A 22,069-nucleotide genomic window follows, 5' to 3' on the forward strand; every position below is an offset into this window, starting at 1 on the left:
TCCCACCAAAGCAAAAACTGGCACTAGTGGCCTAAGTCTCTACTTTTGATCTCAGCTAAAAATGGGGAGATTACCCAATAAATATTGAAATTGCCATTGAACGTTTAGGTTCCTCTTTAAGTTCGTTTTGCTATATTAGAAACTTAAATATTGATTATATTAAGATTAATCCTAGTTACGTGCGTGATATAGCTCAATCTGATATACGCTTTTTTGTCCAAACAGTAATTCAAAATTTGTCATGGTATTGGTATTAAAATCATCGCACCACGGGTAGAATCTGTTGTTATAGATGAACACTTTTCACTCATGAATATCGATGGTTTACAGGGTAATGGATTGTATGCTGTACGAAATTTCAGTTCAATAATACCTGCAAACACAACAAGTACATAAATCAGTTCATTGCAGCTGAACTACTTTAATCATTCACCAAATAGCGAGGCAGAATAATGCGCAAAAATAAATTAACCATGTTATTCGTTTCAGCATTATTTCAGCGGGCATGTCTGCCAGTGTTATGGCTGAAGATACGTTAACTGCTAGCACTCAAAATGCTCCGATTTAAGAGCAAGCACAGCAATTATCTATAGAAATCCAAGCCGCTAATGGCAATGAAGAGCTGACTAAGCAAGCATTGAAGGCGGCTGCAGTTGCAGGTATGGCCTCTGATGATATTTTAGCTGTCGCACTTGCCAACGGTATTACCCCATCCATAGTGGCAGAAGTCGTAGAAGAAACACAAACTTCCGGTGGTGGTGGTGGTAGATTTGCTGCTGCACCAGTACCTGGTGGGCAGGAACGATTTCTGAAAGCTATCATAGTAGTAAAATAAGTTTTTTTACAATGAAAAACAGCGCTTAATGTGCTGTTTTTTATACCTATAATACTCGCAACATAACTTAAGCGTTGCGAGGATAACCTATCGGTAAGTATTGTCAGTCTTTTTTGTATGGTTCATAGCCGTGTTAAGATTAAATTGACCGTTATTAAAGTATTTACGTTTAAAATCGCTATCTACAGATTTTGCATTAACTACCGTATTCATTTTAACGCTTGTTCTATATCCGCGATAAGATCTTCTACATTCTCTAATCCGACTGAGATACGTAATAGGTCGTCGGTAATGCCTGCAGCTAGTCGGGCTTCTGGGGTGTAAGGGGAATGGGTCATTGATGCAGGGTGTTGGATCAGCGATTCTGCGTCACCTAAGCTTACGGCGATAGTGAATAACTTTAAACGATTAACAAAGTTGATTGCGTCTTGCTTATCACCCGCCAATTCAAATGCGATAACACCGCCGGCGCGTTTCATTTGGTTACCGATGAAACGATGACCTTGGTGGTGTTCTAAACCTGGGTAAAAGACCTGGCTGAATTTAGGGTGTTTATCTAAAAATTCAGCTAACACTTCGGCATTATCACAGTGACGAGTTAAGCGTACGTCTAGGGTTTTTAAACCGCGTAAAATTAACCATGCATCGTGAGGAGAAATCACGCCACCAAAGTCTTTTAAGATTTCGTATTTTAATCTGTGCATGTGTTCTGCATTGCCGCACACAATACCTGCGATGACATCGCCATGACCGTTTAAGTATTTGGTGGCACTGTGGATCACCATGTCAATGCCTAACGCTAGCGGTTGCTGCAAAAGTGGTGTCATAAAGGTGTTGTCGACGATTGAAACTAGATTATGTGCTTTAGCGACTTTGGCCATAGCAGCAAGATCGAATACTTGTAAATGTGGATTTACTGGTGTTTCGCAAAATAACACTTTGGTGTTTGGTTTGATGGCGGCTTCGATTGCAGCTATGTCGGAAAAATCGACCAATGTTGATGTAATACCTAAGCGCGTTAGCTGAGTGGTCATGAGCGCGAAGGTGCAACCATAAACCGCTTTAGATGCGACTAAGTGATCGCCTGCATGTAGATGAGTTAATAATGCACTGGATACAGCAGCCATACCAGATGCAGTTGCCGCGGCATCTTCAGCACCTTCTAGCAGCGCCATTTTACGCTCGAGCTCTGCGGTGGTTGGGTTACCGAGACGAGTATAAATATAACCCGGTTCTTCTCCGGCAAAACGTGCTCCGCCCTGCTCGGCTGTATCAAATACAAAGGTGGCAGTTTGATACAAAGGTGTGGTAAGTGAGCCAAAGGCTTCGCGTTGATGTCCGCCATGAATGGCTAATGTGGCTAAGTTCCATTTACCCTGATTGTTATCTTGCATTGCTTCTCCCTGCGCCACCTTGTTATGAGTTGTTACCCTCTTTGGGGTTATTGTTGTGGTGGTCGGAATTTAAGATACAGTGGAATAAAATATAACCAAGTGATTGTTGAAAAATAACCCACGAAGTGATGTAAAAACAATTTTACAAACAGCTGTTTACATCGTTTAAATCACATATGTTAGTGCGGTGAATATACGGAAGATGTGTGACAGCAAGGCAATTAGTTCGACAAAGATTGCTTCAGTTTAAGCATTCCTTGATCGATACTCACCAGCGGCTGGTAGCCTAAGTCTTGTTTTGCTGCGCCAATGTCAAAGTAATGGCTGGTCGACAGTTGCCTTGCTACAAAGCGAGTCATAATGGGCTCTTGCTGTTTATTAAACAAACCATAAACAAATTCAAGTACAACACCTGCGGTGTAAGCGACACGCGTTGGTACACGTTTGGTCACGGGCGGTAAGTCGACACACGCTAAAATGCGATTAAGCATGTCTGCCATGGTAATAGGTTGATCATTACTTAAAAAATACGCTTTACCGGCGCATTTAGCGTCTGCTATTAAGTCTACTGCAGCCAAAATATGGGCGTAGGCGGCGTTATCAACATAAATGGTATCGACCAGTTTATCTTCATTTCCCACTAGCTTTAATCGCCCTGCTTTAGCACGTTCAATCACTCGAGGTACCAGGTGAGGATCGTTTGGCCCCCAAATTAAATGTGGCCGTAAGGCGGTGGTTCGAAGTTGAGCAGAATTAGCTGCAAGCACATTTTGTTCGGCAATGGCTTTAGATTCGCCATAGTAATTGAGGTATGTGTCAGCGTAAGGAGCTGATTCGTTAATGCCGTTTTCGTCACGCCCTGCAAAGGTCACGCTTGGAGTACTGGTATAAATAAGATTTTGAATATTAAGACTTTTACAAGCATTAACAATATTAGCCGCACCATCAACATTAGGCGAATAATAACTTTGCTTACTGCCCCACACGCCTGCCTTTGATGCTACATGAAACACTACGTCACAGCCTTGCATTGCCTGTTTTACCGTGTCAAAGTCGCTGATATCACCTTGACGCATATCAACACCAAGCTCAACAAGCTTAGGATAATATCCTCTGGCAAAACCCACTACCTCAATACCTACGGCCAATAAACGCTGACAAATAGCAAACCCTAAAAAGCCGCCTGCACCGGTAACAAACACTTTGTTGACCGATAGCGCTAATTGTTTAAGTGCGGCTTGCTCTAGGGGATGTAAGTCTGTCAGCTTCATTATTATTACCTTGCTCTAACTTTAGGACTGGTCTTATTCTTACTTAATAATTACTTGAGTACGGCCTTATTCTTTCCACTGCTTTTGTGCCCAAACAGCGAGCTTTTCTCTGAAGATTTTAGCATTATGGCGTACATCTACAGGGAAGTCGGGATGAATTAAAAAACGACCAATACCTTGCGTATGTGGATACTGCTCGGCTAAATCTATTAACTCTTGATAAAGGGCTTTAGCCGTTGAGCAAACAATATCTTTTTGCAATTCGATACACATAACTGGCACAACGTCCCCGCCCACATTAACGCCAACAATGGCAGAACGTTTGACTTGAGTGTGAGTATTAAACACTCGCTCACAGGGCAGTGTATAAAAGCGCTTTAATTTTTGCTTACCGCGCGTAGCATCAACAATATGGCCTTTACGACCACACATCCATAATAAGCCATTATCATCGAGATAACCCACATCTCCCATGCGGTGCTTAACGTGTTCACCGTCGTGTATTTTTGCTAACTCAGTGGCATGTTGACGCTGATAATAGGCTTGACTGACCATAGGGCCGCTCACGACAATTTCACCAATTTCGTTAGCGACAAGTTTTTTAACATCGACCCAATGAGGTTGAGGCTTATCTGTAATCGCAATAATATCAACGCTCACCGACGATATCGGTTTACCGACACAAATGCCTTTACCTTGATCGGTCTGTTGACTGGTATTAAATAACGCGTGGCTACCAATCATACTGATGGGTAACGACTCTGTCGCACCATAAGAGTTAAGCACTTCAACTTGTGGGTTAAGCATGTTGCTAAAGCGCTTGATTGAGCTAATCGTTGCCGGAGCACCCGCTGATATCACTCGCTTAACGCTAGTGAGTTTATGCTGACTTTGTTCGCCTGCTTGGCCTAATCGCTCTAACAAGGCAGGATTAACAAACATGTTGCTACATTGATATTGATCGATTGCGGCAAACAAATGCGCAGGGTTGGCGGTAATAGGTTTACTGGCATCCATGTCTGGCACAATGGATGCCATGCCTAATGCAGGGCCAAATAATGAAAACAGCGGAAAAGTCGCTAAGTCTCGCTCGCCAGGAGCGATGCCGTAATCGTGTTTAAGTGCGCTTATTTGCGCTTCAAACATCCCATGGCTGTACACCACGCCTTTGGGAGTACCAGTACTGCCACTGGTAAACAAAATAGCGGCCATATCATCTGGCTTTAGCAGGGCCATTTCAAAAGGATAAGCCTCATTTCGGCCTATTTCGGTAATAGTTTCTAAACTTGTGGCATTTGTTAACCAACGTTCAATGCCTGAACCACCGACATTAATTACCTGTTTAACACTGCTTTTGCCCCACCCAAGCACCCGCCTAGCAATATGCGCTTTAGGTATGCCGATAAAGGCATCTGGTTGCGACTCTGCAAAACACTGTTTAAGATTTTTGATGCCCATACCTGGGTCAACTAAAATGGGTATAATACCGGCTTTGAACAAGGCAAATGTTAACGAGAAAAACTCAATGCTTGGGGTGACCATTAACACGGCTTTCATGCCGCGCTTGATACCGTACTGAATGAGCCCTTTAGCAATCATGTCCGATTGTTGGTGTAAGGTCACAAAGTCGATTTCTTGATAACTGAATTTACCTTGCTTAGCGTGCTGCACAGCAACTGCAAGACCGGCAGGCATAGCTTGCGCAGCCGTTTTAAGGTGCTGACAGATATTGGCATTAGCAAGTGTAGAGGTTTTGGTCATGTGGCTTCATTTTGGGCTAATGTGAATAACGCATATATGCTGGTTAACAAGTACGCCAACATATAGATAATTTTAGACGATTAAATAGCTAAAAGGCTCAAATGAGCCTTTTAGGGTGTAATTAATTTTTTTCGATGAAGTCTTTAATTAAGCCAATCACTTCGTCGCTGGCATCTTCAAGAATGTAATGACCGCAGTCAGCAAACTCGTGCACCGTGGCGTGAGGCATTCGCTGTCGCCATTCTTCTAAAAAATACTTATCAAACACAAAATCTTGTAAACCAAAACAAATCAACGTCGGTACGTCAGCAAACTCGCTTAAGCTATCGCCAATGCTAGTCACTAAGTCGTAGTTTCTGTCGCCAGGTTTGAGTGGAATGTCTTGGACAAAGCGTAGTGTCGAAATACGGTTTTTCCAAGAATCAAATGGCGCTACATAAGCTTCACGCACTTCTTTAGACATGGGTTTACGTTTGACACCCACATACGAGGCTGCTGATGAAAATGCATTTAAACCACGGACTAACAAGGTGCCGAGTAAGGTTTCGCGGCAAATCCATAATGCCCAGGGAAAAGGCTTAGTTTTAGGAAGATGAAACGCGGCCGTGTTTAAACACACAATGCGTTTAATACGCTCAGGATGACGAGCCGCAAAGCCCATACCAATCATACCGCCCCAGTCGTGTACCACGAGGGTGATGTTTTGCTTTACATCAAGACTGTCTAGCAAGGCTTCTAAATCATCAATACGGTTTTTTAGGGTGTAATCGTATTGTGGATCATCGGGTTTGTCTGATAAGCCGCAACCAATATGGTCTGGCACAATACACTGATGCTGATCGCTCAACGCGCTCACTAAATTACGGTAGTAGTAACTCCAACTAGGATTACCGTGCACCATAACGACTGGCTCGCCTTGGCCTTCGTTTATGTAATGTAGTTTATTGCCGTTACGGTCTAAATAATGACTTTTAAATGGCAGTAAGTTGTCTAGCATGATGCATCCTGTTAACTATTTTTATAATGATATGCAAAAATTCAGTGCAGCCCAAGGCTTACCACTTAATTCCTAACATCATGCAGTTCAAACCACTGCCTATCCCTAAAAAGCTGACTTGGTCGCCAACACGTAAAAAACCTTCATCGTGGGCAATTGCAGCAGTAACCGGTAGTGAAACCGTGCCCATGTTGCCTAATGTTTGATAGGTGGGATATTCTTTTTCGTGGGGGATGTTTAATGCATTTAGCACTTGTCGGCGGTTTGATGCGCCCACTTGGTGACAAATCACTTTATCAACTTGCTCAACAACCCAATCACGCTGCTCTAGGAAATGCTCCCAAGTGTGCTTAGCAAGCTCTACGCCTTCTTTAAGCAAGGTAACTGCATCGGTACGCATAAACTCGCGATATAATAAGTGCCCAGCTTCTTGTAGGCCCCATTGACACAATTGGTGATGCTCTGGTGCAGACAAATGACTCGCACCTAGCAATTGATGCTGGCGTGTGGTGGTAAGTGGCAAAGTGCCATCGGTTAAAATGACTGCTACCGCACCTGAACCACCGGTTAACGTAGCCAATGACTGAGCAAAATTCTGCATTGTCGGTTCGGCTAGCATGTGGTCGATGGTGGCATCAACGATATCTCGTGCAGATTCACACGACACAACCATGCCGGCTTTGATTTGCCCAAGTTCGATACGATTGGCAATATCTAAAATACCCGACAACACCCCTAAACAAGCATTGCTGATGTCGTAAATGGCTGTGTCTTTAGACACGCCAAGTTCGGCAGCAATACGGCAAGCGGTTGCTGGTTCGTGTTGGTCACGGCACACACCCGTGTAAACCACAGCACCTAAGTCGCTGACATTAATACCGGTTTCATTCACGGCTTTACGTGCAGCAGCAATAGCGCCGTCTGATAAACGATGACCTTTAGGCCACCAACGACGCTCGGTAATTCCGGTTAATGCGGCAAGTTGCCCCATAGGAATACGAAACTTTTGATAAAGCGGGGCCAAGCGAGATTCTAAATCGCTACTCGACACTACTTGGGGTGCTAGCTCATAAGCCAGACTATTGATAAAGACGCGTGAATATTTCATTAAACCGTATAATTCGCTTCGCTCTAGCAAGCACAAAAGCCACTAGAATAGTTGTTATTCGTTATTAACCCGCCATTTGAACAAGAATGGCTTAATTATTCAATCAAAAACAGCAAGCTAATGCGGTAATTTGGATAATATATTGTGGTTAGATTTTATTATTTGATTAACTAGTTTGTTGATTTTCACAGTTTTAGGGCAAATAGACTAGTATAAACAAAGGTTTAATTTACAGTTTTGTGACAAAGGCTGCTATTAGTTTGTTTTAATTGCTTGGATCATCGCATTTCGTGGTGTAACACTGTTTGCACAAAATTCAGTCAACGCCACTTGATATCCCTGCTCTTGTAAAAAACACACTCGATCGAGCAACAGCCAATGCTCCAAAGCTCGGCGAAATAGATGGGCCACTAAATCTATTCGCTTAGTAAGCCGTTGTCGCTCAATTCCGCGGTGCAAATAATGGCTCAAATTAATCTCACTGGATATAACTAAATGCTTTTGATTTGCAGCCCATTGGCAAAAGTCGCTAAAACTGCCACTGAGCTGGCTTTTTTTAATGGTCGGCACCGATAAATAAGCATCGATGCCGCGAATTTCTCGTTGCAAACTGTCAAAACCTAAGCGCCATGATATCTCTTGATTGCGTAATGTTTGTTTTTTGGTGCCTGCAATAACGCTTTGTTGCAATGGCAGCTGTAAGTCATGCTTTGACAGTTTGACCGCACTGACTTTGGCTAAGGCCGATAGCGGTTGATAATGTGTATGTTCAATCAAATGATAACAGCAGGGTGAAATAGACATCACCCGAGTGCCTGCCGATACTGCGAGTTGGAGTAAACGAATGTGTAAATCACCACAGGCGTGCAATGCGATTGCATGTTGATCAATTAACAAAAGCGGTTTACCTGGGTCGATTGGCGCAAAAGCATCGGCACAAATAAAAATTTGCGGTAATTGCCATTGTTTTGCAAAAACCTGGCCTTGTGAGCATAAACTCGCTTGCCACTCAATACTTGTTACCTCAACATTTTGCTGCTTAGCCACCAAGCGGCCCAAATGCCCTTTACCAGCACACCACTCTAAAATAGGTAACCGAGGTAGTTGGGGATGAGATTGTGGATCAACTTGCTCCGAGAACGCGGTAATCTGTTGCCACTTTCGACCTTTAATATGGGCACTAAAATGCGCTGAATCGCTATTTAGGTGATCATTCACGAGTGTTTCAGTGTCAGAAACAGCTTGAGCATCGTCACTGTTGATCGTACTTGTAGGCAAAGTGATGACTAACAAGCTTAATTGGCTAATTAACTGATCAACCTGCGGCAGTTTGCTTTGCTTGATATCGCTAATCAGACTTGGCAACAACGACTCTACAAGCTGTTGCTGATCCATATCAATAGTATCTATTTCTACATCATCAAGTTGCCACACCTTTTGGGCTAATTGTGGGAAATTGTGCTGCCAAGGTAAGTGGTCACACTCAAACGCGACCAGCTGCCATAAGGGTTTTAGAGCCTCAAGAAGTGAGTCTATGGCATTAAAGGTCTGTTGATATTTGATTACGGACATATTGAGACTTGTAGTTAACCTTAGCCGATTGAAATGATAGGATGCGAGTCATTAAATCACCGAACTGGAATTATAAACTATGCACTCACCTTGTGTCGCCCGTTGTGGCTTAAATGCTGACGATTATTGTATGGGCTGTTTTCGTCACATTGATGAAATTGTAACGTGGTCACAAGCCAGTGAAGAACGTAAGAAACAAATTTTTGATAGTTTAGAAGGCAGAAAACAGCTGTATTTAGGCGACAACAACAACCAAACGTTGTCACGGGCAAAATGGTTAGAAGCTGAAAAGCGGATTAAACGGTAATAAGTGATTGCGAGCGATTACGAGCGATTACGAGCGATTACGAGCGATTACGAGCGATTACGAGCGATTACGAGCGATTACGAGCCTAGATGCTAGGGCGGACTTCGTCCAGCTAGTGCGCTTCGCTTCTATAACAACGGTAAAGCATCAAGCAGATCCAGCTCAGAAGTATTTCCATGATGGGACCTAGCCCTAAGCTTGTATCTTTTGAATTTGATTTTATAGCATCTCGCCGCGAAGCGACCTAGCTCCTAGGCTGTTTCCCGCTTGTCATCGCCTGTTATCGATTTTTATCGTTCTTACCAGCTTTGACATTGCCTGTATAGCATCTCGCCGCGAAGCGACCTAGCGTCTAGGCGGTTTCCTGCTTGTCATCGATTTTCATCGATCTTACCACTTTCACCGTCTCAGCTCTACTTCTTCATCATCGCTTTTAAGTCTGCGAACGGATTGAAAGTGGCAGCATCTTGTTTGGCTTCTTTAGTGCTACCGTAACGAATCAACTCTTCAAAGCGTGAATGTTCATTGTCGTGACAGTACAGGCACAACAACTCCCAATTCGTACCATCTGACGGGTTATTATCATGATTATGATCACGGTGATGCACAGTTAATTCAGATAAATTTTTATGAGTAAATTCTCTAGTGCAACGCCCACATACCCAAGGATAGAGCTTAAGCGCTTGCTCACGATATCCTTTTTCACGAGAGGATTTGTAGTCTCTGGCTTCAGCTAATACTTTATCTAATTTACTTTCGTTGGCTGACATTAATTTATCACTCGTAAAAAAAATTACCCCAAGGATAATCACTGTTATCGCTTGGGGCAATTGTTTGCTAGATCTTATTTTACGATTATTCTGCTACAGGCGAAGAATTCGATAAATAAAGGTAATGTAAATAACGCTCATATTGAGTCACGATATCTGCAATTATCTGTGATTGGGTATAACCCATCACATCATATTGCTGACCGCCGTGCTCAAGATACACTTCAACACGATAGAAAGCTTGTTCAGCATTTTCGACAGTTAATTCAGCACCCATCATGTTGTGTGCTCGAATCCGTAAACCATACGCAAACGCCAGAGCTTCATCTGAACCAATCACCAAACGTATACGCTCATCACTCAGTATCATCTCAGCTTTAATATTTTTTGCGATGAAGGTGTCTTTGACTTCATTAAGTGCAGGACGAGCAATGGTGTCGAGAAACACCTGTGCATCTTGATGGCTTGGTTGTGACACCAATACGTCAAGGCGATCTTGCCAGCTCATGTTAGCTTTAACATATTGCACACTCGTATTATGCGACTGCACACTGTTGATTTTAAGCCAATCATCTTGCAATGCTCGGTACAAACCAACACACATAAACAACATTACAATTAAAAATGGTAATGCACTGGCAATTGCCGCGGTTTGTAAGGCTTGTAATCCGCCAGCAACTAACAATACAGAAGCAACAACACCTTGTAACAGAGCCCAAAAAATACGTTGCCAAACAGGCGCGAAAGCATCGCCACCAGATGTGAGGTTATCAATCACTAATGAACCCGAATCCGATGACGTAACAAAGAAAGTTACCACTAAACATAAGGCGATAACAGACAACAAATTTGACATTGGCATATGCTCAAAAAACATAAACAATGCCACTGATACGTCACTTGATACCGCTTCAGCCAAATAAGTTGCACCATGATTCATGATGGCATCAATTGCTGTGTTACCAAATACCGTCATCCATAAGAATGTTAACGCACTAGGTACAAACAACACACCAATTAAGAATTCGCGAATTGTACGACCACGACTTACGCGGGCAATGAAAGTACCGACGAAAGGTGACCATGAAATCCACCAGCCCCAATAAAGCAGAGTCCAACCACCGATCCAGTCGTCTTTTTGCTGATAGGCGTATAAGTTAAACGTTTTCCCAACAATATCACTTAAGTAACTACCTGTGTTTTGTACAAAAGCTTGCAATAACATTACGGTCGGACCAAGTAATAACACTGCAAGTAATAACAAACATGCTAAACCAAGATTTAACTCACTTAAGCGTTTAACCCCTTTATCAAGGCCAGAAAATACCGATACAGTTGCAATTAAGGTGATAACAATAATTAAGCAAACTTGCACTGTGGTATTGTTTGGAATATCGCTCATTAGATAGCTCAGGCCAGAGTTAACCTGTAAAACACCAAAGCCTAATGACGTTGCCACACCAAACATGGTACCGATAACCGCAAAAGTATCGACCGCATGACCTATTGGGCCGTATATGCGCTCACCAATCAGCGGATAAAGCGCAGAACGAGGTAACAAGGGTAACTTATGACGGTAGGAAAAATACGCTAAACTTAAGGCGACTACAGCATAAATAGCCCAAGCATGAATACCCCAATGGAAAAAGGTAATTTTAAGCGCATCTTTTGCTGCTTGGATGGTTTCTGGCGTCGCATCTGGTGGGGCTAAATAATGCATCACCGGCTCTGCTACACCAAAGAACATCAAACCAATTCCCATACCAGCAGAAAATAGCATCGCTATCCAGCTTTTATAGCTGTAGTCAGGTACGGAATGATCTGGGCCAAGCTTTATGTCACCGAAGCGACTAACCATGACAAAAATAATAAAGATTAAAAATATCGCAACACTGAGGATATAAAGCCAACCGACTTTTACTTCAACCCAAGATTGGACACTTTTAAAAAATTGACTGGCACCTTCCGGCCAAACAGCACAGAGCAACACCATTAAAAATATGATCACCACCGACGAGAAAAAAACAGGTGGATTGATACTCGACTTTATAGCCACAAACTCTCCTTTTCGAGTGAAAAACACTCGAAAATCAAAAATACCGAAATAAGTGCAAGAAATTCTATCTAATAAAAATGGCTTGCTTTATAAAGAATAACGGACGTTATTCACACATATTGTTGGTTAACTAGATGATAGTTACCATTTTGTGCACTTATACTAAAACTATGCTGACAATGCAACAAAGATAAACTAAAGCCTAAAACCAATCTCTGCCTGACTAACTACAGGTTAGAACTTAGCATTGCTAGATGCTATACAAGCAAAGTAACAAACGATGATAAGCGCATCGCTCGCCGTTATCGCGTGATACCGATTGTTACCGCTTCAACAGGCTCTTATAGCAGCGAAGCGAACTAGCAGGACCCTGTCCGCTCTAGTCTCTAGGTTTGTTATCGCTTGTTAGCGCCGTTACCGCTTGATACCGATTGTTACCGTTTCAACAGGCTATTATAGCAGCGAAGCAAACTAGCAGGACGCAGTCCGCTCTAGTCTCTAGGTTTGTTATCGCTTGTTAGCGCCGTTATCGTTTATTAGCGCCGCTATCGCTTGATACCGCTTTTATCAGTGTTATCGCTCGAACCGTCTTTCAGACTATTTAAGCTGCTTTACTGTTCGATATTCCAGCGGTTAAATTAAAGCGCATTGCATCTTCAAATGACCAATCGACAAAAATAAGGTCGTCGCGTTTAACCAGACTGGTCACCCCAGCTATTTGGTAACTGAGTTGGAATAATACTGGCACCCAATCACCTTCTGGCAATGCATCGGCAAGGGGTTGTGGTGCAAAGTCACTCATAATAAAGCCCACGACAAAACTACCATTGGCTTGTTTGACTAATACCGTTTTTTGGGTTTTAGGTTGGCCGTCGCGGTTCATTAAACTGGCGATATCACGAATACTGCCATAGACGGATTTAAACAAAGGAAACTTCATCAGTTGGTTTTCTACCCAACTGTACACCCAAGCAATTGGACTAACGGAAAATAATAATCCCGCTACAAACACTAAACTCGCCACCAAACAAAATCCTGCGCCAACAAAAGCCGATTTTACCCCCACAATATCAAGCAATAATTTACCTAAGCCATCGAGTGAGATAAACAATGACCAAAATAGCCAAATAGACAACACCATAGGTAATAAATTGGTTAAACCACGAGCAAGGGTATTTTTCATGAACGATTTCTTCTACATCAGATTTAGGCGCCAAAGATAACAAATATCCATCAAAACCGCTAAACAAAAACGCCCTATGCTGGGCTGTTTGTTCGATAAACAGTGCAACATAGGGCGTTTCTAAAGTCGCTAAGACCTATTACAGCTCTTTTTCCATTTCTTCGTAAGAAATATGGCGAACGTCTTTACCTTTCACATAGTAAATAACGTATTCACAGATATTTTTACAACGGTCGCCGACACGCTCAACTGCACGCGCAGCCCATAATACGTCTAACACACCAGGGATTGAACGAGGATCTTCCATCATATGAGTCATTAATTGACGAATAATACCTTCATACTCTTTGTCTAATTTCGCATCTTCTTTGTGTAACTCAAATGCTTGATCAGCATCCATACGTGCTAATGCATCTAAGGTTGAGTGCAGCATACGTGTGGCGTGACGCCCCATGTTTTCAATACTCACCAATAAAGGCTGTTGACTGTTAGCGCGCTTTTCTACCGCGGCTTTGGCGATACGAACACAAGCATCACCAATGCGTTCAAGATCGGTAATGGTTTTAGAAATAGCCAAAATTAAGCGTAAATCACTGGCAGCAGGTTGACGCTTAGCAATAATACGGGTGCACTCTTCATCAATAGCCACTTCCATACCATTGACTTTGTGGTCGCCTTCAATCACTTGTTGCGCTAATTCTGAGTCAAGTGTTGCTAGCGCATCCAATGCTTGCTCAAGCTGGCGCTCAACAAGCCCGCCCATGGCTAATACGCGATTACGAATATCATCAAGCTCGGCATTAAACTGACCTGATATGTGTTTACTTAAATTCATTTTTTCCATGATACCCACCTAAATTCTGTATGTTAATTAAAAGCGTTTTAAGCAAGATTAACCGTAACGACCAGTAATATAATCTTCTGTTTTACGCTTTTTAGGGGTCGTGAAAATGGTGTTGGTATTAGCGTACTCAACCAATTCACCCATGTACATAAAGGCCGTTTGATCTGACACTCGTGCCGCTTGTTGCATGTTATGCGTCACAATCACCACGGTATATTTTTGCTTTAACTCAGTAATCAATTCTTCAATAGTTAAGGTTGAGATTGGGTCAAGTGCTGACGTTGGCTCATCGAGTAATAATACTTCTGGCTCAATGGCAATGGCACGGGCAATCACCAAACGTTGTTGCTGACCACCGGATAAGCCAAATGCATTGTCATGTAGACGGTCTTTCACTTCGTCCCAAATCGCTGCGCCACGCAATGAACGCTCTGCCGCTTCGTCTAAATCACGACGATTACTTAACCCTTGCAAACGTAAACCATACACCACGTTTTCGTAAATTGACTTAGGGAACGGGTTAGGACGCTGAAACACCATACCGACGTTACGACGTAGTGCCGCTACATCGACTTTCTTGTCATAAATGTTCTGCCCATGAAGTAAGATTTCACCTTCAATTTTACAACTATCAACCAAATCATTCATGCGGTTAATACAACGTAACAGTGTTGATTTACCGCAACCACTTGGGCCGATAAATGCCGTAACTTGTTTTTTAGGGATCTTCATCGACACATCAAATAGCGCTTGTTTGTCACCGTAACGTAAATCAAGATTACGGATTTCAAGTGCGGTATCCTGTGCCGGTAAATTAGCTAAATCAACGGCTTCTGTTTGCATTGCTGAACTATCAATAGAAATCATTTTATCTTTCCTCAGGATATCGCTAATTAATGTTCTAGCGAACGGAATTTTTCACGTAAATGGTTGCGCACGCTGATAGCGGTTAAATTAAGAGCAACAATTACAGATACTAATAAGAACGAAGTTGCGTACACCAATGGGCGTGCAGCTTCTACGTTAGGGCTTTGGAAGCCTACATCGTAAATATGGAAACCTAAGTGCATGAACTTACGTTCTAAATGCACAAACGGGAAGTTCATATCAATCGGTAATGTTGGGGCTAATTTTACTACACCCACTAACATCAACGGCGCCACTTCACCGGCAGCACGTGCCACGGCTAAAATCAAACCAGTCATAATTGCTGGGCTTGCCATTGGAATAACAATGCGCCATAAGGTCTCGGCTTTAGTCGCGCCTAATGCCAAGCTGCCTTGACGTACCGCACTCGGAATTCGGCTTAAACCCTCTTCGGTTGATACAATCACCACCGGCAAGGTTAAAATGGCTAAGGTTAATGCAGACCAAATCACCCCAGGAGAGCCAAATGTCGGAGCTGGTAACGCCTCGGGGAAGAACAATTGGTCAATTGAGCCGCCCATCATGTACACAAAGAAACCTAAACCAAACACACCATAAACAATTGACGGTACACCGGCTAAGTTAATCACCGCAATACGGATAAGCTTAGTAATAGGGCCTTTCTTGGCGTATTCGTGCAAGTAAATAGCAGCGACAACTCCAAATGGCGTCACAATAACGGCCATGAGCATCACCATAAATACCGTGCCAAAAATAGCGGGGAAAACACCACCTTCAGTATTGGCTTCACGCGGGTCATCACTAACAAAGCGACCTATTCCCACAAACCAGTGACCCACTTTACCTAGCAAACTCATGTGATTGACATAACTTACGTCTAAAATTGAGTCCAGTTGCAAGGTGACTTCAACACCGCGCATGTCTTTAATCACCACAGAATCACGCGCCGCTTTATCACGCAGGGCAAACAAGTCTTTTTCAAGCACTAAGTAGTCTTGGTTAAGCTGTTCAATTTGCGCCTTGATATCCGCTTTACGCTCAGCCGTTAATTCACCATCAAGCTCATAACCACGCTCTTTCAAACGTAGACGTTCCATTTGATAATTTATCGAGCCAATATCGCTTTTTTGCAACGCCAAGGCTTCGTCAGAAATTGCCACTGCGCGGTCGATATGGTCAAACAAAGACGCTTCTATGTCTGCTTCATTAGTTAACTCTAAACGTTTACCGTCTTCGATTACCGCAACAGGATAACCGTAAAAATTACCGTTTTTAGTTCGTTCAAGTTTAGCGACATCAGCAGGCATAGAGCGGCTAACGATATCGGTTCCTAAAATCCAACGAAAATCTAAACCAACAAACTCACGGTTACCGGTTTTTACCAAGTAACGAGTAACAAACTCACCAGGGTGTTTGGCAAATTTATGACCAGCTGAAATTAAGCGCTCTGTAGGCACCTCTTCACGGTCGTAAATCTCACCAATTAAGGTACTTTTAACACCATTGTTGTCTTCGAGTTGCCATTCATAAACATCAGCAGGCCAAAAGTAACTCAAGCCACGCCAAGCGATTAACAGTAATAAGCCTAAAACGGCAATCAAACTGATACTAACGGCACCACCGGTCATCCAAATCCACGGTGAACCTGATTTAAACCACTTACCCATTGCACAAACCTCTCAAGGCGATTGGCGAATTAATCATTAATTGAGTCATCATCTTTCCTTACAGTGAGCTATAACGTTCGCGTAAACGTTGGCGAACAACTTCAGCAATGGTATTAAAGAAGAAGGTGAACACGAACAATACAAAGGCAGCTAAGAACAATACGCGATAATGCGTACTGCCAATGGCCGACTCAGGCATTTCTACGGCAATGTTTGCCGCTAAGGTACGCATACCTTCAAATACACTCCACTCAAGGATTGCAGTATTACCGGTAGCCATTAACACAATCATGGTTTCACCCACTGCACGGCCTAAGCCCATCATGATAGCCGAGAAAATACCCGGACTGGCGGTAAGCAATACCACCTTGGTCAGGGTTTGCCAGTTTGTTGCACCCAGTGCCAAACTGCCGTTTGATAAATGACGTGGTACAGAGAAAATCGCATCTTCAGCAATCGAGAATATGGTTGGAATGACCGCAAATCCCATGGCAATACCCACAACCAGCGCATTACGTTGGTCGAATGTGATGCCTAAATCATTGGTAATAAATTGACGAGTATTGCCGTCAAATAACGCCACTTCAATTATTGGGCTGATTTCAAAGGAGAACCAACCAATAAATAGAATCACTGGCAATAGCATTAGCTCTTGATAGGTTTCAGGTAAGCGCTGCTTCCATTTTTCTGGCAATTTACTCCAGGCAAAGGCAGTGGCAAGTATTGATGTGGGCAATAACATCAACAACACCACAATGCCGGGCAAATGATCTTCAATCAGTGGCGCTAACCATAAACCAGCCAAGAAACCTAAAATAACCGTCGGTAATGCTTCCATGATTTCAATGGTAGGCTTTACTACATTACGCACTTTAGGTGTCATGAAGTAAGCGGTATATATCGCCCCCGCAATAGCCAATGGCGCAGCGAATAGCATGGCGTAAAATGCCGCTTTCATGGTACCAAATGCCAGTGGCATTAAGCTCAACTTGGCTTCAAAGTCGTCAGAACCAGAAGTGGACTGCCACACATATTGTGGTTCAGGGTAACCTTCGTACCATACTTTTTCCCACAATGCGCTCCACGATATTTCTGGATGATCATTTTCAACAGAGAAAAGGTTAAGTTTGTTATCGGCTTCAATCACCAAGGCGTTTGAACGCGGGCTGAAGCCCATTTTACCTGGGTTAGTTAACTGAAATTTCTCGTCGAATAACTGACGTTCACTGGTTGTATAAAGCAGGGTTAATTCGCCATCTGCACTCAACACTGCAAAGCTTTTACGATAAAACTCTGTCGCCATTACACTGACTGGAGCAAGGTCATCAAACTCACGAATCTGCTGATATAAACGACCTTTTTCGCTATTAACTTGGAAGTACTGACTCACAATACCGCTGTCATAACTCACCAATATAGAGCTTGCTCCGGCAAGTAAATTTACTTGCTTAACTTCAGCATTCACTTTTTTAACATCGACAACTTGTAGTAACTCAATAGAGTCGGCATCGCGAGTGTTATAAATAAATAGTTTATTATTGGTACTCAAAATAAGCTGACGATGATCAGGAGTCATTATTGCTGATATAACATTACTAGGAGCATCGCTTATAAACACTTCAACAGATGACCACTCAACTTCTTCAGTCATCATGTTTTCTTCGCCTTCTTGGCGATTAAGCTTCCAAGCACCATTGGCATTTTGGTAAGCAAAGCTCATGCGGCTGTCGCTAAAATCAAACACCAGATTATAAACAGCGCCCTCACTATTAATCGTTAATGGCGTTTCTCCCATCGGATAACGTAAAGTCGGCGTAATCAAGCGTTTATTGTCTGGGTAGGTTAATCCAAACTCAATGCCGACAACAATCACTTGGCCGTTGCTCAGCCCTAATGCAAAACGTTGCTCACTTGGGCTCGATTTAGCACTGCTGGTGACCGTTGTGCCTTCAGGAATTTTTGGCTTAAAAGATGAAATCAATTCACCGCTCGCGGCTGAATAAAAGTCAACTACACCCGATTCGGTCACGCGATAGAGCACTTCGTTTTGTTCATCGCTACCAACAGTTAAGGTTTTAACATCAGCATGTTGATAACTCACACTCGTAACAGGTTCTATATGTGCCCCATCAAAAATGGGCTTGATGACATACAGCAAATAGAAAAATATTAATAACAGGGTGACAAACACTAATGTGCCGCCAACGGTTACCCCAATCTCTGCTGCTTTATCCTTAAATGCTCTGCGGGTTGCATGTCTATCAACGAGTAGACTTTTTTCCGCAGAACCAGGTTTATTGACCTGACTTTCCATTAAGAACCTCTAATAATTAATCGATGCCATAATTAGCGCTTTGAATGTGTAGTCTACTATGCTAACAATAAATATTTATGACTAAATATATGAAAGTAAACAGCAGTAAAACAATAACACAATCTTAAGTGGCTGCGATTATATGACGTAAATATGACATTTGTGTTACAGACATTATTTATAGGAGAAATATCGAATGATGCGTTATCTTATTACTCTTCAAGCACCTGATAGAAAAGGTTTAGTAGAACAAATTGCTAATGTAGTTAGTCGCCATGGTGGTAACTGGCTAGACTCTGAAATGCGCCATATAGACGGTATTTTTGCAGCAATATTACAATTAGAAGTGCCTGCGCTAAAATGGGATGAGTTAATTGACGCCTTGGAATGCATTGACGGCTTAACTTTAACCTTCGCTAAAACAACCTTAAGTGCTAAACCTATTAAACATTTGCACTATAACTTAGTCGCATATGATCGCCCAGGGATTGTGTTGCATATATCTAATAAAATGAATGCCCTAGGCGTAAATATAGAACAATTTAGTAGCCAATATGAAACCGCCAGTCACACGGGCATTGCATTATTTAGAGCTACTATGGCATTAGGATTAACCGATCCGAGCCAAGAAGAGCAAATTACAGCATCACTGTATGAAATGGGTGATGATGTTGTATTAGATAAACTGAGTAAATCAGCATAAGTTAATTTAGACATTGAAAACCAATTAAGTCTAAAATCCGTTTTGATCCTCTGTTAAACTGCCACGAAATAATGATGATAAAAATGGATTAACGATGTTTGGAACGCTATCAAAACTGAAAACCCACCTCAATGATAACCATGAGGTGGAATATCATTTACCTGTTGGTGAAGCGCGTTTGGCGCTTAACCCGCTTATTGGTAAGTCATTAACCATGACTCATACAGGTAATATTTTTTGCAGCAACTGCGGTAAAAAGACTAAGAAAAGTTATTCTCAAGGTCACTGCTACGTATGCATGACAAAACTGGCCAGTTGCGACTTGTGTATAATGAAACCAGAAACATGCCATTTTGATCAAGGCACTTGCCGCGAACCTGAATGGGGCATATCAAATTGCTTTGTGCCCCACTACGTGTATTTATCGAATACATCAGGGATTAAAGTCGGCATTACTCGCCATACTCAAATCCCAACCCGTTGGATAGACCAAGGGGCGACTCAGGGCTTACCGATTTTTAAAGTGTCGACCCGTAAAATGTCGGGCTTAATCGAAATTGAATTAGCTAAATTCATTAACGACAAAACCCATTGGCAAGCTATGCTAAAAGGTCATAATGATGATGTCGATTTGGTTGAACAAGCAGCCCAACTTATTCCGCTAATTGAAGATAAACTGCAAGCGCTCGCAGTCGAATACCAAGACATTGTTATTGAACGCCTTGATGCCAACATTCAAGCGATTAGCTACCCAATTACGCAGTTTCCGGTGAAAGTTAAATCACACAACTTTGATAAAATTGCTGAAGTCACTGGTATTTTGCAAGGCATAAAAGGTCAATACCTTATTTTTGATACTGGGGTAATTAATATTCGCAAGTTTTCATCTTATGAAGTAGACGTTAGTTATTAAATTATCTAGCGATTAACTTGCTAATGACTTGTAACTTAATCGCTAAAAACCGTCTACATGCCGAAATAACGAGTTCAAAGGTAAAATTTGAACTTGTTAAGTAAAAATGACCAACCAGAATTACACTTAGTAACTAATAATTTATTTGCTAAATATCAAACCGTTAACAGTAAAACGAGTGTTTTTTTAGTCTTGAAATGACAAATTTAACCAAGCGTTAAAAAAATCATTATGGTGAATCACTCATTTCCCCTAGAATTCGATTTATAAAAATATCTTATTAATTCACTACAGAGACCCTTTCATGGAGTTAGTATTCGCCATTGCTTTATTTGCTTTTTCTGCCGGTATTACTCCTGGCCCTAACAACATTATGCTAATGACCTCTGGGGTTAATTTTGGTATTAAGCGCAGTATTCCGCACTTAATGGGTATTAGCTTGGGTTTTCCGACCATGATATTAGCGGTCGGGCTTGGGTTAAGTGCAATATTTCAAGCTTATCCTTTTATTCATATTGTGATTAAAGTGATTGGTATTAGTTACCTACTTTATCTGTCATGGTTAATTGCCAATAGCAGCAATAAAATGGAAGGTAAAAAAGTAAGCAAACCGTTTAGCTTTTTACAAGCGGCAGCATTTCAATGGGTAAATCCAAAGGGATGGATTATGGCGGTAGGTGCCATTGCTACATTTACCTCAGTACAGCAAGAGATCAATAGCCAAGTCGTGACCATTGCCAGCGTATTTTTATGCGTGGCATTTCCGTGTGCGATTGTTTGGTTAGGGTTTGGCGTGGCACTTAAACGTTTACTTAAAAATGAGCGTCAGCAACGTATTTTTAATATCACAATGGCTTTATTATTAGTGGCATCGATCATTCCAATGATGTTACCGCCAGCAACCCACTAATCAATTTTTTAGCGTTAAAAGGTTAACTAATGGAACAACATGAATGTCTTACTCATACTGAAAATTGGGTAAAAGATGTCATTATGAAATACAACATTTGTCCGTTTGCCCGTCGAGAAGTCGAACGCGCTAGCATTCGTTATGTTGCCATTGAAGAAACTAAAACAAAGTCTGTGTTAAAGGCGCTAATTGAAGAGTGCCAATACTTAGATAATCATCCTGAAACTGAAACCACGCTGTTTATTTTGCCGCGAGGTTTTGAAGGTTTTTACCCTTATTTAGATTTAGTCGATTACGCTACCGATGAGTTAATTGAGCAAGGCTATGAAGGTGTTTATCAATTAGCGACCTTTCATCCGGACTATTGTTTTGAAGGTGAACCACAAGACAGTGCGGCTAATTTTACCAATCGCTCCCCCTACCCTTGTTTGCATATTATCCGTGAAGCCAGCATGGAAATGGCATTAGCCAACTATACTGATCCTGAATCCATTCCTGAGCGAAATATAGCTTTTGCGGAACGTAAAGGCAGCGATTTCTTTGTCCAATTACTGCAACATTGCACTAAATGAGTTG

Annotated in this window: 20 protein-coding genes; 7 read left to right on the plus strand and 13 right to left on the minus strand. The window is 42.1% G+C overall.

The features are described from left to right. The first annotated feature begins 89 nt into the window (after positions 1–89). Together AAEY98_RS09555 and AAEY98_RS09560 are read left to right on the plus strand one after the other, a co-directional pair. Positions 90–257, plus strand: coding sequence for a hypothetical protein (locus tag AAEY98_RS09555; protein WP_351016746.1), 168 nt, complete (start codon positions 90–92; stop codon positions 255–257). Between the two features lie 380 nt (positions 258–637). Next, the gene (locus tag AAEY98_RS09560) at positions 638–835 is read left to right on the plus strand and encodes a hypothetical protein (RefSeq protein ID WP_351016568.1); all 198 of its coding nucleotides are present in this window, start codon (positions 638–640) and stop codon (positions 833–835) included. Between the two features lie 209 nt (positions 836–1,044). On the opposite strand, the gene megL is transcribed toward AAEY98_RS09560, so the two are convergent. From megL to AAEY98_RS09590, 6 genes are all read right to left on the minus strand, one after another. Beyond that, on the minus strand, positions 1,045–2,229 hold the full coding sequence (gene megL / locus AAEY98_RS09565) for a methionine gamma-lyase (RefSeq protein WP_351016571.1): 1,185 nt from the start codon (positions 2,227–2,229) through the stop codon (positions 1,045–1,047). 221 nt (positions 2,230–2,450) lie between these two features. Continuing rightward, the gene (oleD, locus tag AAEY98_RS09570) at positions 2,451–3,500 is read right to left on the minus strand and encodes a 2-alkyl-3-oxoalkanoate reductase (RefSeq protein ID WP_351016574.1); all 1,050 of its coding nucleotides are present in this window, start codon (positions 3,498–3,500) and stop codon (positions 2,451–2,453) included. A 66-nt stretch (positions 3,501–3,566) separates the two neighbouring features. Next, on the minus strand, positions 3,567–5,261 hold the full coding sequence (gene oleC, locus AAEY98_RS09575) for an olefin beta-lactone synthetase (RefSeq protein ID WP_351016577.1): 1,695 nt from the start codon (positions 5,259–5,261) through the stop codon (positions 3,567–3,569). Positions 5,262–5,382: 121 nt separating this feature from the next. Next, positions 5,383–6,258, minus strand: a complete 876-nt coding sequence (locus AAEY98_RS09580) for an alpha/beta fold hydrolase (protein WP_351010063.1) — start codon at positions 6,256–6,258, stop codon at positions 5,383–5,385. Positions 6,259–6,316: 58 nt separating this feature from the next. Further along, entirely contained in the window at positions 6,317–7,366 is a 1,050-nt protein-coding gene (locus tag AAEY98_RS09585) for a 3-oxoacyl-ACP synthase III (protein ID WP_101086711.1), read from the minus strand. Between the two features lie 255 nt (positions 7,367–7,621). Beyond that, complete coding sequence (locus tag AAEY98_RS09590) at positions 7,622–8,938, minus strand: methyltransferase (RefSeq protein ID WP_351016580.1); 1,317 nt, start codon at positions 8,936–8,938, stop codon at positions 7,622–7,624. Positions 8,939–9,017: 79 nt separating this feature from the next. On the opposite strand from AAEY98_RS09590, the gene AAEY98_RS09595 reads away from it, so the two are divergent. Further along, the gene (locus AAEY98_RS09595) at positions 9,018–9,245 is read left to right on the plus strand and encodes a DUF1289 domain-containing protein (RefSeq protein ID WP_101086709.1); all 228 of its coding nucleotides are present in this window, start codon (positions 9,018–9,020) and stop codon (positions 9,243–9,245) included. 413 nt (positions 9,246–9,658) lie between these two features. On the opposite strand, the gene AAEY98_RS09600 is transcribed toward AAEY98_RS09595, so the two are convergent. The 7 genes from AAEY98_RS09600 to AAEY98_RS09630 form a co-directional block, all read right to left on the minus strand. Beyond that, positions 9,659–10,015, minus strand: coding sequence for a YajD family HNH nuclease (locus AAEY98_RS09600; protein WP_351016583.1), 357 nt, complete (start codon positions 10,013–10,015; stop codon positions 9,659–9,661). 85 nt (positions 10,016–10,100) lie between these two features. Continuing rightward, positions 10,101–12,071, minus strand: coding sequence for a choline BCCT transporter BetT (locus tag AAEY98_RS09605; protein WP_192115240.1), 1,971 nt, complete (start codon positions 12,069–12,071; stop codon positions 10,101–10,103). A 601-nt stretch (positions 12,072–12,672) separates the two neighbouring features. Further along, a complete protein-coding gene (locus AAEY98_RS09610; RefSeq protein ID WP_351016586.1) occupies positions 12,673–13,254 on the minus strand; it encodes a DUF502 domain-containing protein in 582 nt (193 codons plus the stop codon). A gap of 139 nt (positions 13,255–13,393) precedes the next feature. Beyond that, positions 13,394–14,098, minus strand: coding sequence for a phosphate signaling complex protein PhoU (gene phoU, locus AAEY98_RS09615; RefSeq protein ID WP_041412865.1), 705 nt, complete (start codon positions 14,096–14,098; stop codon positions 13,394–13,396). Between the two features lie 48 nt (positions 14,099–14,146). Beyond that, entirely contained in the window at positions 14,147–14,965 is an 819-nt protein-coding gene (gene pstB, locus AAEY98_RS09620) for a phosphate ABC transporter ATP-binding protein PstB (protein WP_101086707.1), read from the minus strand. Between the two features lie 26 nt (positions 14,966–14,991). Further along, on the minus strand, positions 14,992–16,653 hold the full coding sequence (pstA, locus tag AAEY98_RS09625) for a phosphate ABC transporter permease PstA (protein WP_162023451.1): 1,662 nt from the start codon (positions 16,651–16,653) through the stop codon (positions 14,992–14,994). 58 nt (positions 16,654–16,711) lie between these two features. After that, complete coding sequence (locus AAEY98_RS09630; protein WP_351016589.1) at positions 16,712–18,967, minus strand: ABC transporter permease subunit; 2,256 nt, start codon at positions 18,965–18,967, stop codon at positions 16,712–16,714. Between the two features lie 196 nt (positions 18,968–19,163). On the opposite strand from AAEY98_RS09630, the gene AAEY98_RS09635 reads away from it, so the two are divergent. From AAEY98_RS09635 to AAEY98_RS09650, 4 genes are all read left to right on the plus strand, one after another. Continuing rightward, positions 19,164–19,670, plus strand: coding sequence for a glycine cleavage system transcriptional repressor (locus tag AAEY98_RS09635; RefSeq protein ID WP_011636830.1), 507 nt, complete (start codon positions 19,164–19,166; stop codon positions 19,668–19,670). A gap of 94 nt (positions 19,671–19,764) precedes the next feature. Further along, positions 19,765–20,583 carry a DUF2797 domain-containing protein gene (locus tag AAEY98_RS09640; protein ID WP_101086704.1) on the plus strand — a complete coding sequence of 273 codons (819 nt, stop codon included), beginning with the start codon at positions 19,765–19,767 and terminating at the stop codon, positions 20,581–20,583. A gap of 304 nt (positions 20,584–20,887) precedes the next feature. Further along, complete coding sequence (locus AAEY98_RS09645) at positions 20,888–21,493, plus strand: LysE family translocator (RefSeq protein ID WP_351016592.1); 606 nt, start codon at positions 20,888–20,890, stop codon at positions 21,491–21,493. A gap of 29 nt (positions 21,494–21,522) precedes the next feature. Beyond that, complete coding sequence (locus tag AAEY98_RS09650) at positions 21,523–22,065, plus strand: DUF1415 domain-containing protein (RefSeq protein WP_101086702.1); 543 nt, start codon at positions 21,523–21,525, stop codon at positions 22,063–22,065. Positions 22,066–22,069 lie beyond the last annotated feature (4 nt).

This window comes from Shewanella sp. AC91-MNA-CIBAN-0169, assembly GCF_040310165.1.
Classification (GTDB): Bacteria; Pseudomonadota; Gammaproteobacteria; order Enterobacterales; family Shewanellaceae; genus Shewanella.

Bases quoted from the DNA above. Each gene is read 5' to 3' on its own strand.
- AAEY98_RS09650 (WP_101086702.1), top strand. From the start codon at position 21,523: ATGGAACAACATGAATGTCTTACTCATACTGAAAATTGGGTAAAAGAT.
- AAEY98_RS09585 (WP_101086711.1), bottom strand. From the start codon at position 7,366: ATGAAATATTCACGCGTCTTTATCAATAGTCTGGCTTATGAGCTAGCA.
- AAEY98_RS09600 (WP_351016583.1), bottom strand. From the start codon at position 10,015: ATGTCAGCCAACGAAAGTAAATTAGATAAAGTATTAGCTGAAGCCAGA.
- AAEY98_RS09580 (WP_351010063.1), bottom strand. From the start codon at position 6,258: ATGCTAGACAACTTACTGCCATTTAAAAGTCATTATTTAGACCGTAAC.
- AAEY98_RS09640 (WP_101086704.1), top strand. From the start codon at position 19,765: ATGTTTGGAACGCTATCAAAACTGAAAACCCACCTCAATGATAACCAT.
- AAEY98_RS09590 (WP_351016580.1), bottom strand. From the start codon at position 8,938: ATGTCCGTAATCAAATATCAACAGACCTTTAATGCCATAGACTCACTT.
- AAEY98_RS09635 (WP_011636830.1), top strand. From the start codon at position 19,164: ATGATGCGTTATCTTATTACTCTTCAAGCACCTGATAGAAAAGGTTTA.
- AAEY98_RS09595 (WP_101086709.1), top strand. From the start codon at position 9,018: ATGCACTCACCTTGTGTCGCCCGTTGTGGCTTAAATGCTGACGATTAT.
- AAEY98_RS09630 (WP_351016589.1), bottom strand. From the start codon at position 18,967: ATGGAAAGTCAGGTCAATAAACCTGGTTCTGCGGAAAAAAGTCTACTC.
- pstB (WP_101086707.1), bottom strand. From the start codon at position 14,965: ATGATTTCTATTGATAGTTCAGCAATGCAAACAGAAGCCGTTGATTTA.
- AAEY98_RS09610 (WP_351016586.1), bottom strand. From the start codon at position 13,254: ATGAAAAATACCCTTGCTCGTGGTTTAACCAATTTATTACCTATGGTG.
- megL (WP_351016571.1), bottom strand. From the start codon at position 2,229: ATGCAAGATAACAATCAGGGTAAATGGAACTTAGCCACATTAGCCATT.
- pstA (WP_162023451.1), bottom strand. From the start codon at position 16,653: ATGGGTAAGTGGTTTAAATCAGGTTCACCGTGGATTTGGATGACCGGT.
- oleD (WP_351016574.1), bottom strand. From the start codon at position 3,500: ATGAAGCTGACAGACTTACATCCCCTAGAGCAAGCCGCACTTAAACAA.
- oleC (WP_351016577.1), bottom strand. From the start codon at position 5,261: ATGACCAAAACCTCTACACTTGCTAATGCCAATATCTGTCAGCACCTT.
- phoU (WP_041412865.1), bottom strand. From the start codon at position 14,098: ATGGAAAAAATGAATTTAAGTAAACACATATCAGGTCAGTTTAATGCC.
- AAEY98_RS09645 (WP_351016592.1), top strand. From the start codon at position 20,888: ATGGAGTTAGTATTCGCCATTGCTTTATTTGCTTTTTCTGCCGGTATT.